The following is a 15,454-nucleotide window of genomic DNA, read 5'->3' on the forward strand; positions in this document are numbered from 1 at the left end:
TCGCGCCCCCGGGCGCCGCCGCAGCGTGAGGATGGGGGAATCCCTCGCGACCGGGCGGTTTCGCCCGGGCGTCGATCCGCTGGGCGCGGCCTTCGCGGCCGTCCTGGCACTGAGCCTGCTCGCCCTGCCGCTGATGACGACCCGGCCGAACCGGATCGCGGCCGGCACCGCGCTGACGGCGTGGTCGGCGCTCCCCCCCGGCGCGGCGCTCCTCCTCGGGGGCGTCGTCGCCCTCGCGCTGCCGCCGCTGGTCCTGCGGTCGGCGCCGATCCTGCGGCTGGCCGCCGCCGCCGCGGTCCTGCTGCTGCTCGGCCTCGCGGCCGGCTGGGCGGCCGATCACCTGACCGCGCCGGGCGACCGGTACGGCCGGGTCTCGCCAGACGCGGGCTGGTGGCTCGCCTTCGTCACGGCGGCCCTCGCGGCCGGCGACGGGCTGGCGCGGCTGCGGCCGGGACCGGTCCTGCGGATCGCCGCGCTCGCCCTGCTGGTCGCCGCGACGGGGCTCGCCCTGCGCACCGGCTTCTGGGACAACCTCTCGGTCCTGCGGGAATATGCCAGTCGCTCCGACACGTTCGGCCGGGAGCTGCGGACCCACGCCGCCCTCGCCCTCGCCTCGGTGGCGGCCGCCGCCCTGGTCGGGATCCCGGCGGCCGTGCTGGCCCGACCGGTCGCGCCCGCGCGGACGGGCCTGCTCACGGGCCTCAACGTCGTGCAGACCGTCCCGTCCATGGCGCTGTTCGGCATGCTGATCGCGCCCCTGGCCTGGATCGGCCGGGAGGTTCCGGGCGCGGCCGCCCTCGGCATCGCGGGGATCGGCGCCGCGCCGGCCTTCGTGGCGCTGTTCGCCTACGCGCTCCTGCCCATGGCCGCCGCGACCGTCGCGGGCCTCGACGCGGTGCCCCGGCCGGTGCGCGACGCCGCCCGGGGCGTCGGCATGACCGCGCGCCAGCGGCTGGTCCAGGTCGACCTGCCCCTCGCCCTGCCGGCGATCCTGACCGGGATCCGGATCGTCCTCGTCCAGAATATCGGCCTCGCGGTGATCGCGGGACTCGTGGGCGGCGGCGGCCTCGGCGTGTTCGTCTTCCAGGGCATCAGCCAGAACGCGGGCGACCTCGTCCTGCTCGGCGCGCTGCCGACCGTCGCCATGGCGACCGGCGCCGCGGTGCTGCTCGACGCCGTCATCGACCTGAGCCGCGGCCGCGCGGCGGAGCGGATCCCATGATCGACCTCGCCGGGGTGAGCCGCGTCTTCGAGGGGCGCACGGTGGTGGCGGACGTCACCCTGCGGGTCGAGGCCGGGGCGATCCTGACGGTGGTCGGCACCTCGGGATCGGGCAAGACCACCCTGCTGCGGATGATCAACCGCCTGATCGAGCCGAGCGCCGGGACGATCCGGATCGCGGGCCGGGACGTCCGGGAGGTGCCGCCGCACCTGCTGCGGCGCGGGATCGGCTACGCCATCCAGGGCCACGGGCTGTTCCCCCACCGCACGGTCGCGGAGAACATCGCGGTGGTGCCGAGGCTCGTCGGCTGGGACCGCCGGCGGATCGCCGCGCGGGTCGACGAGCTCCTCGGCCTGTTCAACCTCGATCCGGCGATCTACCGGGACCGCCTGCCGGCGGCGCTCTCCGGCGGCGAGCAGCAGCGGATCGGCGTCGCCCGCGCGCTCGCGGCCGAGCCGCCGATCCTGCTCATGGACGAGCCCTTCGGCGCCCTCGATCCGATCATCCGCGGGCGGGCGCAGGCGGATCTGCTGGCGATCCAGGCGCGCTACGGCACCACGATCGTGCTGGTGACCCACGACATGACCGAGGCCCTGCATCTCGGCGACCGGGTCGCCGTGATGGATGGCGGGCGCCTCGTGCAGGAGGCCGCGCCGGCGGACCTCGTCGGCGCGCCCGCCACCGCCTTCGTCGGCGCCCTCCTCGGCAGCGGCGACCGGGCCTTCCAGCTCATGGCCCTGCGCGCCGTGGACGATCTGATCGAGCCCGGCCCGGCGCCGGGCGCGCCCATCCCGGCCGGGACCACGGTGCGGGCCGCCCTCGCCGAGAGCCTGTGGTCCCGGCGCCCGGCGCTGCCGGTCAGCCGCGACGGCGTCGTCCTGGGCCGGGTGACGCGGGAGGCCCTCGAGGCGCAGGGCGCCCGGCCGTGATCCGCGCCCGGCAGATCGCCCGGGCCGGGCTCCTCGCCCTGCTCGGGGCGTTCCTGGTCGCTCCGGGGTGGTTCGCGCCCCTGTTCCGGCCCTTCGCCCCCGGCGACACGCCGCCGATCTACGCCCAGACGCCGCTGCTGACGCTCGCCGTCAACCACCTCCTGCTCGTCGCCACCGCGACCGTGACCGCGGCCGCGATCGCCCTCGGCCTCGCGGTCGCGGCCACGCGGCCGGCCGGCCGCGACGTGCTGCCCTTCGCCCGGTCGGTGGCCCGAATCGGGCAGACCTTCCCGCCCGTCGCGGTCCTGGCCCTTGCCGTGCCGATCCTCGGGTTCGGCGCGGTCCCGACCCTGATCGCCCTCGTCCTCTACGGGCTCCTGCCGATCTTCGAGACCGCGCTCACCGGGCTCGAGGATCTCGACCCGGCGCTGATGGAGGCCGCCCGCGGCATGGGCCTGACCGACCGGCAGCGACTCGTCCGCGTCGAGCTGCCCCTGGCGCTGCCCATGATCCTGTCGGGGATCCGCCTCGCCGCGATCATCGGGCTGGCGACGGCGACCATCGGCTCCACGGTCGCCGCCAGCACCCTCGGCGAGGTGATCATCTCAGGCCTGCTGACCGGCAACACCGCCTACGTCCTGCAGGGCGGCCTCGTCGTGTCCGCGCTGGCGCTCCTGATCGACGGCGGTTTCCGCCGACTCGAGCGCGGCGCGGCACGCCGGGCTGGATTTCCTTCCTAGAGGCGACTAGAAGGCCAGCGGGGCCGTACGCGCGGCCCTGGGGCGTGGAACCCCCTGTCTGATGGTCGGTGCCGACCACAACGGCACCCGTATCCTTGGCCACACGGTCGGGGAGCCTGCGGCGTATGTCCAGGCGTTCCGGCGCTAAAGGTCGTAGGGACCGTTCAGACACGGTTTTCCAACTCCCCGACTCGGGATGGTCGAAGGCTCGCTCGCGGGGGCGCACCGCGAGCCAGGGCCCGCCGGGAGGATGGGCCATGGGTTCCAGCGATCCCGAGACGCGCAGGCGGCAGCTCGACCGGCTGCGCGCGGCCTACGAGGCCCGCGCGGGCCGGCCGGACCTCACGGCCATCGGCAGCGGTGCGCGGCACTCGCGGGTGCTCCTGGGACGGATCCTCGTGGTGCTCGGCGGCCTGCCGGACGGGGCCGGACTGCCGGCGATCGGTCCGGGCGGGAACGGACGCGCCCAGACGTAGCCGCGCGGGTCGCGGCGCCGGACGGCCGGCGAGACGCGCGGCCGCGGCGGCCTGACCGGCACGGAGGCTGGCGCGAAACCGGATCGACGGATCCGGTGCGACGGGACAGGCGGGTCGACCGGCGATAAGACGCTGCCCATGACGTCGCCCATGACGCCCGCCGACCGGGACCGGTTCGAGAAGTGCCTCGCGCTCGCCGATCAGGGGGCCACGGCGGGCGAGCGCGCGGCCGCCCGGGCGGCCGCCGAGCGCATCGCCCGGGGTGCCGGGCTGACCCTCGCGGCGGCGGCCGAGGCGCTCCGGCGGAGCGGGCAGGCCTCCGCCGATCGGGCGGCCCGCCCGCCCCCGCCCCGGCGGTCCTATCCCTGGGCGCAACCCAAGGAACCGGTGACACCCGTCACGGTCGAGGAATTGCTGCGCCAGAAGGCCGAGACGGAGGCGTGGCGCAAGCGCAGCGCGGCCGCCGCCGACCGCCGCCGGAAGCGGGAGCGCGCCGACCAGGAGGCCTACGTGGCGGAGCAGCGCGCCCGGCAGGCGGAGCGCGACCGGGACTGGGCGCGCACTCGCGCGGATCCCCCGGGGGCGCCGGAGGACGGGACCTGAGCGCCGGTCGGCCGGCTCAGCGCTGATGCCGCGGCCGCGCGCTCCGGTGCGCCCGCGCCCTGCGGTGCCGCGGCGCGACCCGCGGCGCCGCCGGCGGCTCCGCGGCGGCGACCGGGGGCCCGGGCGCGACGCCGTCACGGGCGGCGACGATCCGGCGGGCTTCCTCGACGCTCATGTCGCAGGCGCTCGTCATGCCCTGCAGGGCGCCCAGGGCGCGGTTGTACTCGGGAAGGTTGATGCATCCGGGGACGCCCCACGCCCAGGCGGGGACCGGCGCGGAGCCCGCCACCGCCAGTGCGAGGGCGGCAAGAGCGTTCCTGAGCGACACGGATCCCTCTCCTCTTCACCGAGGCCCGGATCCCACCCCCTGAGGCAGCACGCCCCTCCGGGGGGCGGGTTCACGGACGCCCGATCAGGCCCCGCCGCACATGTGCTGAGAGTCGGGCAAAGTCCAGGAATCCAGCGTGCGCAGGTTGGTCGTCGTGTACATCTTGCCGCGATCGTCGCCCTTGGGGCAGCCCGTCGGCAGGAGTACGAGGCAGGTCATGACCCGGTCGCCGACCCGCGACCGCGCGACCGCTTCGACATACGCGTAGGAGACGCCGTAGACGCCGTTCTTGAGATCGACGCTCGTCCCGTCGCCGATCCCGTCGCCCTTCGGCTTCACGAGCGTGTCGCTGAACCGGGTCCCGATTCGCGCGATGGTGGTCGCCGCGCAGGTGCCGACCCGCGTCGGCACCTGCGCCTCGGCGGCGGACGCGAACCCGAGACCGGCGACCACGAGGGCGCCGGCCAGGATCGGTCCGGGGGCAGCCACCATCAGGCGGCTTCGAGGAGGAAGTTGGCCCGGCGGAACATCAATTCGCGCCGGTAGAAGTAGACGCCGCGGTGCCGCATCGCCGCGTGCGCCGCGTCCACGTCGAATCCGTACGGCCTGTCCCGGGTCGTATCGATGCAGCCGACATACATCCATCGGACGCCGTCGATGAGCGACGGGATGGGCTGGTCCTGTCGGACGGCGCAGAACTGCTCCCCGTCCGAGGCCGAGACGAAAATGTAGAAGGTCTTCCGCGCGCACATCCGAACCTCCATGGGACTCGGGGGTGTAACCGCAACGCCACGGTCAAGCTATAAACCGCCCCTGGAAGAATAGTCAAGCTTCTGCCACATTTTCGTCACGTGTGGGACAGACCGCCCCGGCCGCACGCCTCACAGGCAGCCGACCCGCCGCAGGGCGCCGATCAGCTTCCGGCCGACGCGGTAGCCGTTGAGGGATTCCGATCCGAGGATGCGGACGGTCTCGGCCGACGCGGTGCGATCGTACAGGAACACCTGGAAATCCGACCGTCCCTGCCCGACGGGGCCGCTGCTGACCTGGCCGCAGAACGCCACGGCGGACTCCGCCTCGGCGGGGATCGGTCGGATCTTGCGGAATCTCACGAGGCCCGCATCCGGGAAGGCCGCGGCGACCCGCGCCCGCATCTCGGCCTCCAGATCGTCGGCGCCCTGCCCGTGGGCGAACGGCGCCGCGAGCAGGCCTCCGAGGAGCGCCGCCAGCATCGCGCGTCCCCATCCCGTCCCAGGCACGGTGCGGGACTTCCGGACCCTCGACCTCGGAACGGACGGGCGGCGTGTGGCGGCCATGAAGGGACTTCGCGATGCGCTCGAAGCGTATTGGATCACGAAGATCTGCGAAGTGGAAGCGTCGGAACCGCGCCGGCGAATTGTCCGGCAGGCGCGACCCGAAAAATCCGACGGCGCTCTCCCAATCTCGGACAGGACCATGGCCATATCAGTGACCAACCGGACGGCGCGCGTCGCATCGAAATTCTGCATTCAAAATTCGTTACTTGCCAAGCATGTCATTCTGCATTGACAGACGATAATGTCCGAGTATTCCTGGTCTATAATAGGTGTCGGCAGGGTCGAAGAAGGGGTCGATCGCTTTGCGCAAGAACCAGGACCAGCTCGAGCCGACCATCAGCGACGTGGCCCTGCGCGTCGTGACCGCCTATCTGTCGAACAACGCGCTGCCGCACACCAGCATACCGCCGCTCCTGCTCACCGTGCACGGCGCGCTCTCCGCGCTCACCGACCGGCCCGCGGTCGTCGAGGCGCCGCCCGAGCAGCCCGACGCCGCTCAGATCCGCGGCTCGGTCCGCCAGGACGGCATCGTCAGCTTCATCGACGGCCGGTCGTACAAGACCATGAAGCGGCATCTCACGGCGCACGGGCTGACGCCGGAACTCTACCGCGCGCGCTACGGGCTGCCGGACGATTACCCGATGACCGCGCCGGGCTACGCCGAGCGCCGGTCAGAGATCGCCAAGGCGATCCGGCTCGGCAGCAAGGCCGCCTGATCGACGCAGCCCGTCCGCCGAGCCCCCGTGAACCGATGGCCCGCACGGACGTAGATGCGCGGGGCGGGGCGGCGCGCGCGTGCCGGCACTGCGGGTTGGCCCGTCCGGCAACGCGATCGGGTGAGAGGGATCTGGCCATGAAGGGTCTGTCTGGCTGCGTCGCCCTCCTTCTCCTCGGCATCGGACCGGCCTCGGCGCAGACCGTCCTGGCCCCGTCCGGAGACTCGGCCGTGACGCAGCCCGGTGGGACGGCGGGGCGGGCCGCGCGACGCAACATCCAGGAGGCCTACCGCAACGGCGACGTGGTCGGCCATCGACATGCGCCAGCCGCCCCCGCGCCCCGGCCGGACCGGCCCCGCCGCACGAGCCCGCGCTTCTAGAGACCCCGCTCCTCGCGCGAGCGCCGTGCTGCGCGCCGGCCTTCGGCGCCCGGGCGCCGGCGGAGACGGCGCTCGCCGCCCGCGGGCCACGGCCTGAAATCGTTCTGTAATCCGAGCCGGTCACGGTCCGCGCGCAGGTCGACCGCAGATCGCGGTCGCGGCGGGTCGCGCTGGACCGGATCGCCCCGGCGGCCCGGCCCCGGCAACGACGACAGGTGCTCGATGCTTCGGACTGCGATCGCCTTGACGCTTCTGCTGGCCGGAGCCCCGGCCTGGGCCGGACCGCGCTGGCAGGACCTGCCGCCGACCCCCGCGCCGGTCGCCGGCACGGTCTCCGGTCGCGCCGCTGTCAACGGCATTCGGCTGTATTACGCCACGATCGGCAACGGTCCGCCGGTCGTCCTGCTGCACGGCGGCCTGTCGAACTCCGATTACTGGGGCCACCAGGTCGCGGCGCTCGCCGCCCGCCGCACGGTCATCCTCGTGGACAGCCGCGGGCACGGCCGCAGCACCCGGGACGATCGGCCATTCGGCTACGACCTGATGACCGACGACGTGGTCGGGCTGCTCGACGTGCTGAAGATCCCGCGCGCCGACATCGTCGGGTGGAGCGACGGCGCGATCCTCGGTCTCGACATGGCGATGCGCCATCCCGACCGCGTCGGCAAGGTGTTCGCGTTCGGCGCCAACGCCGACCCGTCGGGCCTGATCGAGGGTGTGGAGACGAACCCGACCTTCGCCGCCTTCATCGACCGGGCCGGCAAGGAGTACGAGGCCCTCTCGCCGACCCCGAAGGACTACGCCGCCTTCGTCGACGCGGTCGGCCGGATGTGGGGCGGGCAGCCGCGCTGGACCGAAGCCGATCTGAAGCGGATCCGCGCGCCGGTCCTCATCGCGGACGGCGACCACGACGAGGGTATCAAGCGCGCGCACACCGAGTACCTCGCTGCCACGATTCCCGGGGCTGGGCTGCTGATCCTGCCCAATGCCAGCCACTTCGCGTTCCTCCAGGATCCGGCGCTCTTCAACGCGGCGCTCCTCGGCTTCCTGGACGGGCCTTGAGGGTCCTGGGCGGCCCCCTGACGCGCGCGACTCACCGGGCCGACAGCCAGCCTTGCTGACCCTAACCCAGTCGGCCTCTGCGCCTGGACGTACGGATCGCGGACGCGCGGCGCGGGCCGCTTCGGGAACGGCGGCGCGACGAGGACGCCGACCCGACCCGTCAGGCGATCGCGAGATGGAGGAACTGGTTGAAGTCGCTCGGCACGTAGGTCCCGAACGCGGGGCCGTTCACGAAGCCCCGACGCCGATAGAGTTCGAGCGCGGGCGCGAATGCGGGTCCGCATCCGGTCTCGAGGCTGAGGCGTCGCGCGCCGCGGGCGGCGGCGGCCGCGATGATGGTGTCGAGGATCGCCGCGCCGGCTCCCAGGCGGAGGAAGTCGGGGTGCGTCCGCATGGACTTCACCTCCGCGGTGCCGTCCGTCGCCATCCTGAGCGCCCCGACGCTCGCCACCCGCCCGCCGCGGCGCGCCGTCCAGACGGTCACGTCCGGTGCTTGCAGGCCTGACAGGTCGAGAGCGAACACGCTGCCCGGCGGCGAGGATGCGTGCATGCCGGCAAGATGGAGCGCCAGCAGCGCCCGTGTCTGCGTATCGGACAGGTCGTCTCGCGCGATCTCGAACATCGTGCCCCGGCCATCCGCCCCGACATCCCCCGCGCAGGATGTCCTCCCGATCGACGATCAGCAAGGCGCGGAACGGCGGTGCGGCCCCCGCGCCGAGGCTCCCGGCGGAGGGCGGATCGACAGCTCCGCAAGACCCGCGGACCGCCGACCTCCCTGCGACCCGCAACCATGGCGCGCATGGTGCATTTGTGAACGCCGTCACGTTCCCCGGTGGGGAACACGCTGCCGTGGCGGTGCGTCACCGGTTGCGGGCACGCTCCGGCCGGAGAGGACTCACACGCTTGATCGACGCCGGAAGCCAGACCGCGAGTGCCTCCGATGCCGCCGCATCGGTCGCCGGGTCGATCGCGGCCGTCACGCGGCGGCTCGATTCCCTTCCGATGACGCGGCTTCACGCGGCGGCGCTCGCCGTCTGCACGCTGGGCCTGTTCACCGACATCGCCGAGGTCGCCCTGAGCAACGCCCTGGCGGCCATCTTCCTCGCGCCGCCCCACAACATGCCGCGGGGCAGCCTCTCGCTGCTCCTCGCCTCCGTGTTCGCCGGCGGGGCGGTGGGCGCACCCGTCTTCGGGATGCTGGGGGATCGCCTCGGCCGCAGGCGCGCGCTCCAGGCCTCCCTCGCGCTGATGGCCGCCGGATCGCTGGCGGCCGCCGCGAGCCAGGGGCTCACGGCGCTGACGATCGCCCGGACGGCCTCGGGGTTCGCGATCGGCGGGTTCCCGCCCCTGGTCGCCACCTACCTCGCCGAGGTGACGCCCGCGCGCCGACGCGGCGCGACGCTGCTGGTCTGCGCCGGACTCGGGCTCCTCGGAGGCCTGGCCGCGATCGGCCTGGTCCAGATGATGGCACCGGCCGCGCCGCTCGGGATCGAGCCGTGGCGCTGGGCGCTGATCCTCGGGGGCGCCCTGGCGGCGCTCGGCGGCGTCCTGTTCGCGCGGCTGCCGGAATCACCGCGGTGGCTCGCCTCGGTCGGGCGCTCCGCCGAGGCCGACGCCGCCTGCCGCCGGTTCGAGCGCGCGGCCGGCCGGAGCCGGGTCGCCGCCCCCGCCGACCCGGACACGGACCCGCCCGCGACCGGGCCCGCGGGGTTCCGGGGCCTGTTCGCCGAGACGCGCCAGCTGCGCCGGACGGCCCTGTTCGTCGGCCTCTACACCCTCGCCCCCCTGGCGACGATCGCCTTCCCGCTGCTCAGCGCCGTCGTGATGGTGGAGAAGGGCTTCAAGGTCGATCAATCCCTCGTCTTCGCCGCACTGTCGATGCTCGGCCCGCCCCTGGGTACCCTGCTGACCGCGCTGGCGATCGACCGGCTCGAGCGGCGCGCCGTCCTGACGGCCCTGGCGGCGGCGATGGCGGCCCTCGGCACGGCCTTCGCCGCGAGCGGCACGTTCCTGACCCTGGTCTTGGTCGGCATCGCCTTCAACACCGCGGCGGCGACCTACGGCAGCATCCTCGCCGTCTACGCGACGGAGCTGCTCCCGACGCCGCTGCGGGCCTCGGCCATGACCTGCGCCTGGGCCGGCGGCCGGGTCGCGGCCGCGCTGGCGCCGATCATCCTCCTGCCGATCCTCTCGGCCTACGGGCCGCACGCGATGTTCGCGGTGATCACGCTCGTCCTCGCGGCGAGCGCGGCCCTGCTCCTCGCCGGACCGCGCGGCCTGTCCGGGCAGGCCCTTGCTTAGGGAAACCCGGAGACGCGGGTCTCCGACCCGCGGCGCCGCGCCGGATGGCGTCGGTTGCCAATCCGGCAAGATTCACACGATAAAGTTGCGCAGGCAGCCGGACGGAACCGCCGGGCACGCCGGGGGTGTCACACGTGTCTAGCCCGGTGCTCGTCCCGAGCCTCGTCGAGACGACCAGCCACGTCGACCCCAAGCAGGCCTTCGAGTTCTGGCGCTGCACGGCCCTGGCCGGATTCGGCGACATCGGCCGGCGGCACCCCCGGGAGCGGTTCGCGGCCAAGCGCCTGAGCGTGGCCTCGGCCGGCTGGGCGCTGACCCACACGGTGAGCAGCCCGGTCGCGGTGGAGTTCCGCTCCCGCCACGTCGACCGGAACGCCCGCAGGATGGTGGTGATCGGCCTCGCGCTCGACGGCGTCGGCTACCAGGAGCAGAACGGCCGCGGGGCCCAGCTGACCCCCGGCGACATCAGCTTCCTGACGCGGAACCGGCCCTTCGTGGCCGGCACTCAGAGCGCCTACGGCGAGATCCGCCTCGCCGTCCCGCGCAAGATGTTCGAGGCTTTCGTCGGCGACGCCGACGCCTTCGCGGGCCGCAGCCTCGGCCCGCTCCCGGCCGGGGCGGAGGTCCGGGCGCGGCTGCGCGGGGTGGCCGGCTCGGTCGCCTGGATGTCCGCCGACGAGGCGCAGGCGGCCGTCGAGGGCGTGCTCCACCTCCTCGGCCACCTCGTCGACGGCGCGGCCCGGCGCGGCGATCCGGAGGCGGTCTCGCAGGCGGCCGTCGTCTCGCTCGCCCGCGCCCACATCGCGCGGCGGATGCACGATCCCGACCTGAACCCGCAGGACATCCAGCGCGCGCTCGGTCTCTCCCGGACCAGTCTGTACCGCGCCTTCGCGGAGACCGGCGGCATCGCGGCGGCGATCCGCGACGCGCGCCTCGACCTCGCGCGCCGGCGCCTCGAGGCCCGCCGCGACGACAAGATGCGGATCGCCTCGATCGCCTACGCGTGCGGCTTCACCGACGTGCCGACCTTCAACCGCGGCTTCCGCAAGCGCTTCGGCCTGGCCCCGGGCGACCTCCGGCCCGCGCTCCCCTAGGCGAAGCGCGTCGGGCGCGTCAGCCCGCGGCGGCGAGATCCGCCCGGTCGCGGACCTGGGCGGGGAAATCGAACACCGCGTCCGCGTGGGCGATCGTCGCCGGGCGATGGGCGACGATGACCCGCGTCATCCGCAGGTCGCGCAGGGCCTGGGCGATCACCGCCTCGGTGGCCTCGTCGAGGTGGCTCGTGGCCTCGTCGAGGAACAGGATCTCGGGCCGCCGGTAGAGGGCGCGCGCCAGCACGATGCGCTGCTTCTGGCCGCCCGACAGGGTCGAGCCCATGTCGCCGACGAGGCTCTCGAAGCCCATGGGCATGCGGCGGATGTCGTCCAGGATCGCCGCCCGGGCGGCGCACTCGGCGATCCAGCCCGCGTCCGGATGCTCGTCGAAGGCCGCGATGTTCTCGGCGATCGAGCCGGCGAACAGGCCGTCGCTCTGCATCACGCCGGCGATCCGGCGCCGGTAGGACCCGGCGGCGGTGCGGATGTCCTGGCCGTCGGCGGTGACGATCCCCTCGCTGGGCGGCGTCAGCCCCATCATCACCTTCATGAGCGAGGTCTTGCCGCATCCCGAGGGACCGGTGATCGCGAAGCACGCGCCGGCCCGGACGGACAGCGAGACGCCGCGGAAGATCCAGGGCTCGTCGGCCCCGTAGCGCAGCGCCAGGCCCGCGCCGGCGAGCGTTCCGGCCTTCAGGGCGACGACCGGGGGCGCCCCCGGCTGCGCCCCGGCGGCGAGATCCTGCTCCTCCGGCTCGCACAGCACGATGTCGGCGAGCCGGTCGGTCTGCACGTCGAGCATGCGCAGCTTGAACCACGCGTCGATCAGGCTGCCGATCCGGGTGGCGAACTGGTCGCGATAGGCCAGGAACGCCACCAGCATGCCGAGCGACAGGGACCCGCCGATGACCGCGCGGGCGCCGAGCACCAGCAGGATCAGCCGGTCGAGGCCGAACAGGAACTCGTTCGCGCGGCCGAACACGAGGTCGAGGCGCTGCAGCCGCAGCCGGGCGTTCAGGGCCGTGACGAAGTGGTTCATCCAGGCGCCGCCGCGCCGCTCGCGCAGGTCGAGGAGCTTGACGCTCGCCATGCCGCGGACCGTCTCGATGAAGTGCGTCTGCTGGCGGGCCTCGGCCACGAGGGCCTCCTCGCTCCCCTCCCGGTACGCGCCGTAGGCGAAGACCCGCAGGACCGCGTTGAGCGCCGTCGAGGCCAGCACCACGGCGACCAGCCAGCCGCCGTAGACCGTCAGCATCACCAGCATGCCGACCGCCATGAGCCCGTCGAGCATGGCCTGGACGAGATCGGTCGTCAGGCCCTTCTGGATGGTGGCGAGGGAGCCGAACCGCGAGATCACGTCGCCGACATGGCGCTTCTCGAAGTAGTCGAGGGGCAGCCGCGACAGGTGGTCGAACAGGCCGGCCGACCACTGGTAGTTCAGCCGGGTTCCGGCCAGCATGATCGCCCAGGTGCGGGCGATGCTGAGGCCGAGCTGGAGCAGCAGCAGCAGCGCGAGGCCGATCGCCACCACGAGGAGCAGGTCGTGGTCGGCGTTCACGATCACCTCGTCGATGACGACCTGCGAGGCGATGGGCATCAGGAGGGCGACGAGCTCGATCCCGAGGGAGAGGGCCAGGACCTGGGCCAGGGCGGCGCGGATGCCGGCCATGTTGCGGAACAGGTCGCGCAGCCGCAGGCCCGGGGCGGCCCGCTCCCGCCGGAAGCCCGGATTGGGCACCGCCTCCAGGGCGACGCCGGTGAATTCCCGCGAGGCCTCCGCGAGGCTGATCCGCCGCCGGCCGCGGCCCGGATCGTTGATGACGAGGCCGCCGCGCTCGACCCGGGTCAGCACCACGAAGTGGTTGAGGCCCCAGTGCAGGATGCAGGGCAGCCGGAGCCGGGGCAGATCCGTCAGCTCGACCCGCAGGGCGCGGGCGGTCAGGCCCTGCGCGCCGCAGAGGTCGATCAGGTTGCGCAGGGTCATGCCCTTGAGGGACAGGGGATGGCGCCGCCGCAGCGTCGCGAGGTCGATCTGGCGCCCGTGATAGGCCAGGACCATGGCGAGGCAGGCCATGCCGCACTCCGCGGCCTCGGCCTGAAGGACGACCGGCACCCGGCGGCGGAGCCCGAAATCCAGCCGGGCGGCGAGGGACGGCGCCGTCACGGGGCGGCCTTCCGGACCGGCAGGGCGTCGAGGCCGCCGCGCGTGACGAGGGCGAGGCTCTCCCGGACATGCGTCACGGGATCGAGCAGCCAGCGGTAGAGCGACCGCTTCTCCAGGGCGATGTCGGCCTCGACGCGCATGCCCGCCTCGAGGCTGCGCCGCTCGCCGTAGGCCAGCACGGTGTCGGAATCGGGCCGGACCACGATGCGGTAGAGGTCGGTCCCCTCCCCCCGGGCGGCGGCGCGCCGCGCGAAGTCGGGCGCGTCGTCGCTGCCCAGCGGCGCCCGCGTGACCTCGGTGACGACGCCGCGGTGCAGGCCGAAGCGCTGGAACGGGAAGGCGGCGTAGCGCAGCATCACGGGCGCGCCGGCCTCGGCGAAGCCGATGGCCGACGAATCGACGAACAGGTTGGCCTGGAGGCGCCCGGCGCTCGGCAGCAGGGTCAGGAGCGTCGCCCCGGCCGCCACGGTCTGGCCGACCTGCGCGCGGATCGACGTCAGGGTCCCGGCCTCCGGCGCCCGGACCTCGATGGCGCGGCGCGCCTCGCTCTCGGCCTTCTGCTGCGCCAGCTGGGCGGCGGTCCGGTCGAGGTCGGCGAGGTCGCGGGCCAACCGGTCGTCGTAGGCGGCGAGCTGGGACTTCGTGTCGGCGAGCTTGCCGTCGATCTGGAGGCGGCTCTGCTGGAACTGGGCGAGCTGCGCGCTCGCCTGCATGTAGAGGTAGTTCTGGCTCTGGAAGTCGGCGGCGCGGGCGTAGCCGCGCGCCACGGCGTCCGCGAGTTCCTCGACCCGCGCCCGGAGCGGCGGAACCAGCTTGTCCTGCAGGTCGATCTGCTTGGCGAGCTGGGCCGACTGCTCGCTCAGATTCGCCACCTGCTCGCGCAGCGCCTGCCGCTCCGTGCCGGCCAGATCGGCCCGGGCGGTCCGCTGCCGCTCCACGCTCTGGCGCTGCCGTTCCAGCTCGGCGATCACGCGCTCCTGCGTCGGGCCGCTCGCCGACACGGCGTCGAGGTCGATCGTGTACAGGAGTTGCCCGCGCGCGACCTTGTCGCCCTCACGGACGCCGGTCGAGCCGACGCGCCCCGCCACCGGGCTGGCGAGGCTGATCAGCCCGATATCGGGCGCGAGCAGGCCGACGGCGTGGATGCGGCGCGTGTAGGTGCCCTGCCAGGCATACAGGCCGACCGCCGCCACCATGATCACGCAGGCCACGGCCACGATGCGGACTGGCAGAGGCTGGATGATCTGCGCCTCGCCCAGCCACGCGTTGCGTCGCGCCTCGATAACCTCAAGTCGAAAGAGCGGACTTGGCACCCGGAGAAAGCAACCTTCCTGAAGGAGACAGCCGTATTCGAGGGCAATGCTCAGCGCATCTGCCACCTTACTCGGTCGCATCACGGGAGTTTCATGTCAACACTTGCCGACACGGCGAATTTTGAATAATCCTGCCCGCGTCAGAACGTCGCGCCTGCGTTTAAAAGCGCCTGTTTTTCAATGGTTTATTCCAATTCGCCGTCGAGCTTACTTTGCAGCGCAACAGGACGTCAGTTTTTGCATCATCGCGTGCTGCGTTGCGAAAACTCGACGGCGTGAGACGCGGTGAGACGCGCCGCTTCGCAGCGCAGGCGGCCGCAGTGCCGACAGCGTCTGGAGCACGGCCCGGGAAAGACAAGGCCTGTCAGTTTTTGCGCATTGGCCGGGCTCGATCGTCCGCGAGCATTATCGGCTGGCCATGACCGATTGACACGAAGCACATCTCTGTAATCCTAAAGGCAGGCGCCGACGTCCAAGGCGCCTAGACGCTACGATCAGGCAATAGATCGAAGCAAATAACCTTCTACCTGAATCTCAATCTGGAGAACGATCATGCAGGACAGCATCGATACCGTCCGCGAGCTGAGCGCCGCCGAGCTGGACCAGGTCGGCGGTGGCCTCGGGGTCGGCCTCACTGTCGGCCTTGGGGTCGACGCGAGCCAGGAGCTCGGTGCGGTCTCGGGGGTCGTGGGCCAGGTCGGCGGTCTGGTGAGCGGCCTGGTGGGCAGCGTGCTCGGCGCGGTCGGCGGTGTCGTCGGCGGCGTGACCGGCTCCCTGCGCTGACGGTCTGACACCGGGAGGGCGGCCGCG

General features: G+C 73.1%; 19 protein-coding genes. 12 read left to right on the forward strand and 7 right to left on the reverse strand.

Features of this window, described 5'->3' with window-relative positions; translation table 11 throughout:
* The first annotated feature begins 31 nt into the window (after positions 1 to 31).
* The 5 genes from BM314_RS08930 (at position 32) to BM314_RS08950 (ending at position 3,970) form a co-directional block, all read left to right on the forward strand.
* Complete coding sequence (locus BM314_RS08930) at positions 32 to 1,222, forward strand: ABC transporter permease (protein ID WP_091977893.1); 1,191 nt, start codon at positions 32 to 34, stop codon at positions 1,220 to 1,222.
* Positions 1,219 to 2,151: an ABC transporter ATP-binding protein gene (locus tag BM314_RS08935; RefSeq protein ID WP_091977894.1), complete on the forward strand. Its 933-nt coding sequence runs from the start codon at positions 1,219 to 1,221 to the stop codon at positions 2,149 to 2,151. Before BM314_RS08930 ends, BM314_RS08935 begins: the two co-directional genes overlap by 4 nt.
* Positions 2,148 to 2,891 carry an ABC transporter permease gene (locus BM314_RS08940; protein ID WP_170868073.1) on the forward strand — a complete coding sequence of 248 codons (744 nt, stop codon included), beginning with the start codon at positions 2,148 to 2,150 and terminating at the stop codon, positions 2,889 to 2,891. The genes BM314_RS08935 and BM314_RS08940 overlap by 4 nt, the downstream gene beginning before the upstream one ends.
* 257 nt (positions 2,892 to 3,148) lie before the next feature.
* Complete coding sequence (locus BM314_RS08945) at positions 3,149 to 3,367, forward strand: hypothetical protein (RefSeq protein ID WP_020090998.1); 219 nt, start codon at positions 3,149 to 3,151, stop codon at positions 3,365 to 3,367.
* A gap of 138 nt (positions 3,368 to 3,505) precedes the next feature.
* Positions 3,506 to 3,970, forward strand: a complete 465-nt coding sequence (locus BM314_RS08950) for a hypothetical protein (RefSeq protein WP_020090999.1) — start codon at positions 3,506 to 3,508, stop codon at positions 3,968 to 3,970.
* A 16-nt stretch (positions 3,971 to 3,986) separates the two neighbouring features.
* Here the strand turns inward: BM314_RS08950 and BM314_RS08955 are convergent, their stop codons facing one another.
* From BM314_RS08955 to BM314_RS08970, 4 genes are all read right to left on the reverse strand, one after another.
* Positions 3,987 to 4,298: a hypothetical protein gene (locus tag BM314_RS08955; RefSeq protein ID WP_091977895.1), complete on the reverse strand. Its 312-nt coding sequence runs from the start codon at positions 4,296 to 4,298 to the stop codon at positions 3,987 to 3,989.
* A gap of 84 nt (positions 4,299 to 4,382) precedes the next feature.
* Positions 4,383 to 4,790 carry a hypothetical protein gene (locus BM314_RS08960; RefSeq protein ID WP_091977896.1) on the reverse strand — a complete coding sequence of 136 codons (408 nt, stop codon included), beginning with the start codon at positions 4,788 to 4,790 and terminating at the stop codon, positions 4,383 to 4,385.
* The gene (locus BM314_RS08965) at positions 4,790 to 5,050 is read right to left on the reverse strand and encodes a hypothetical protein (RefSeq protein WP_091977897.1); all 261 of its coding nucleotides are present in this window, start codon (positions 5,048 to 5,050) and stop codon (positions 4,790 to 4,792) included. Before BM314_RS08965 ends, BM314_RS08960 begins: the two co-directional genes overlap by 1 nt.
* 129 nt (positions 5,051 to 5,179) lie before the next feature.
* Positions 5,180 to 5,530 (reverse strand): hypothetical protein, encoded by a 351-nt coding sequence (locus tag BM314_RS08970; RefSeq protein ID WP_056522867.1) that lies wholly within the window; start codon positions 5,528 to 5,530, stop codon positions 5,180 to 5,182.
* A gap of 73 nt (positions 5,531 to 5,603) precedes the next feature.
* Between BM314_RS08970 and BM314_RS30130 the strand changes: the two genes are divergently transcribed.
* The 4 genes from BM314_RS30130 to BM314_RS08985 all read left to right on the forward strand — a co-directional run bounded on the left by BM314_RS30130 (position 5,604) and on the right by BM314_RS08985 (position 7,772).
* On the forward strand, positions 5,604 to 5,846 hold the full coding sequence (locus BM314_RS30130) for a hypothetical protein (RefSeq protein ID WP_139237818.1): 243 nt from the start codon (positions 5,604 to 5,606) through the stop codon (positions 5,844 to 5,846).
* A 70-nt stretch (positions 5,847 to 5,916) separates the two neighbouring features.
* Complete coding sequence (locus BM314_RS08975; protein ID WP_020091004.1) at positions 5,917 to 6,330, forward strand: Ros/MucR family transcriptional regulator; 414 nt, start codon at positions 5,917 to 5,919, stop codon at positions 6,328 to 6,330.
* A gap of 137 nt (positions 6,331 to 6,467) precedes the next feature.
* Positions 6,468 to 6,710, forward strand: a complete 243-nt coding sequence (locus tag BM314_RS08980; RefSeq protein WP_091676038.1) for a hypothetical protein — start codon at positions 6,468 to 6,470, stop codon at positions 6,708 to 6,710.
* A gap of 222 nt (positions 6,711 to 6,932) precedes the next feature.
* Complete coding sequence (locus tag BM314_RS08985) at positions 6,933 to 7,772, forward strand: alpha/beta fold hydrolase (protein WP_091977898.1); 840 nt, start codon at positions 6,933 to 6,935, stop codon at positions 7,770 to 7,772.
* Positions 7,773 to 7,932: 160 nt separating this feature from the next.
* On the opposite strand, the gene BM314_RS08990 is transcribed toward BM314_RS08985, so the two are convergent.
* Positions 7,933 to 8,394, reverse strand: coding sequence for a GNAT family N-acetyltransferase (locus BM314_RS08990; RefSeq protein WP_091676032.1), 462 nt, complete (start codon positions 8,392 to 8,394; stop codon positions 7,933 to 7,935).
* 380 nt (positions 8,395 to 8,774) lie between these two features.
* Here BM314_RS08990 and BM314_RS08995 point away from each other — a divergent pair, with 380 nt between their 5' ends.
* On the forward strand, positions 8,775 to 10,073 hold the full coding sequence (locus BM314_RS08995; protein WP_244539894.1) for an MFS transporter: 1,299 nt from the start codon (positions 8,775 to 8,777) through the stop codon (positions 10,071 to 10,073).
* A gap of 134 nt (positions 10,074 to 10,207) precedes the next feature.
* On the forward strand, positions 10,208 to 11,167 hold the full coding sequence (locus tag BM314_RS09000) for a helix-turn-helix domain-containing protein (RefSeq protein WP_091926407.1): 960 nt from the start codon (positions 10,208 to 10,210) through the stop codon (positions 11,165 to 11,167).
* 19 nt (positions 11,168 to 11,186) lie between these two features.
* Here BM314_RS09000 and BM314_RS09005 read toward each other — a convergent pair whose 3' ends face one another.
* Both BM314_RS09005 and BM314_RS09010 read right to left on the reverse strand, forming a co-directional pair.
* Positions 11,187 to 13,331 (reverse strand): peptidase domain-containing ABC transporter, encoded by a 2,145-nt coding sequence (locus BM314_RS09005; RefSeq protein ID WP_091977900.1) that lies wholly within the window; start codon positions 13,329 to 13,331, stop codon positions 11,187 to 11,189.
* The gene (locus BM314_RS09010) at positions 13,328 to 14,644 is read right to left on the reverse strand and encodes an HlyD family secretion protein (RefSeq protein WP_091977901.1); all 1,317 of its coding nucleotides are present in this window, start codon (positions 14,642 to 14,644) and stop codon (positions 13,328 to 13,330) included. The genes BM314_RS09005 and BM314_RS09010 overlap by 4 nt, the downstream gene beginning before the upstream one ends.
* Before the next feature lie 552 nt (positions 14,645 to 15,196).
* Here BM314_RS09010 and BM314_RS09015 point away from each other — a divergent pair.
* A complete protein-coding gene (locus BM314_RS09015; RefSeq protein WP_012321783.1) occupies positions 15,197 to 15,427 on the forward strand; it encodes a hypothetical protein in 231 nt (76 codons plus the stop codon).
* Positions 15,428 to 15,454 lie beyond the last annotated feature (27 nt).

Source organism: Methylobacterium sp. 13MFTsu3.1M2 (assembly GCF_900112625.1).
In the GTDB taxonomy this organism is placed as follows: Bacteria; Pseudomonadota; Alphaproteobacteria; order Rhizobiales; family Beijerinckiaceae; genus Methylobacterium.

What these genes read in the sequence shown, in the direction of transcription:
- BM314_RS08930 (WP_091977893.1), top strand. Translation starts at nt 32, where the DNA reads ATGGGGGAATCCCTCGCGACCGGGCGGTTTCGCCCGGGCGTCGATCCG.
- BM314_RS08935 (WP_091977894.1), top strand. Translation starts at nt 1,219, where the DNA reads ATGATCGACCTCGCCGGGGTGAGCCGCGTCTTCGAGGGGCGCACGGTG.
- BM314_RS08945 (WP_020090998.1), top strand. Translation starts at nt 3,149, where the DNA reads ATGGGTTCCAGCGATCCCGAGACGCGCAGGCGGCAGCTCGACCGGCTG.
- BM314_RS08950 (WP_020090999.1), top strand. Translation starts at nt 3,506, where the DNA reads ATGACGTCGCCCATGACGCCCGCCGACCGGGACCGGTTCGAGAAGTGC.
- BM314_RS08960 (WP_091977896.1), bottom strand. Translation starts at nt 4,790, where the DNA reads ATGGTGGCTGCCCCCGGACCGATCCTGGCCGGCGCCCTCGTGGTCGCC.
- BM314_RS08965 (WP_091977897.1), bottom strand. Translation starts at nt 5,050, where the DNA reads ATGTGCGCGCGGAAGACCTTCTACATTTTCGTCTCGGCCTCGGACGGG.
- BM314_RS08970 (WP_056522867.1), bottom strand. Translation starts at nt 5,530, where the DNA reads ATGCTGGCGGCGCTCCTCGGAGGCCTGCTCGCGGCGCCGTTCGCCCAC.
- BM314_RS08980 (WP_091676038.1), top strand. Translation starts at nt 6,468, where the DNA reads ATGAAGGGTCTGTCTGGCTGCGTCGCCCTCCTTCTCCTCGGCATCGGA.
- BM314_RS08985 (WP_091977898.1), top strand. Translation starts at nt 6,933, where the DNA reads ATGCTTCGGACTGCGATCGCCTTGACGCTTCTGCTGGCCGGAGCCCCG.
- BM314_RS08990 (WP_091676032.1), bottom strand. Translation starts at nt 8,394, where the DNA reads ATGTTCGAGATCGCGCGAGACGACCTGTCCGATACGCAGACACGGGCG.
- BM314_RS08995 (WP_244539894.1), top strand. Translation starts at nt 8,775, where the DNA reads ATGACGCGGCTTCACGCGGCGGCGCTCGCCGTCTGCACGCTGGGCCTG.
- BM314_RS09015 (WP_012321783.1), top strand. Translation starts at nt 15,197, where the DNA reads ATGCAGGACAGCATCGATACCGTCCGCGAGCTGAGCGCCGCCGAGCTG.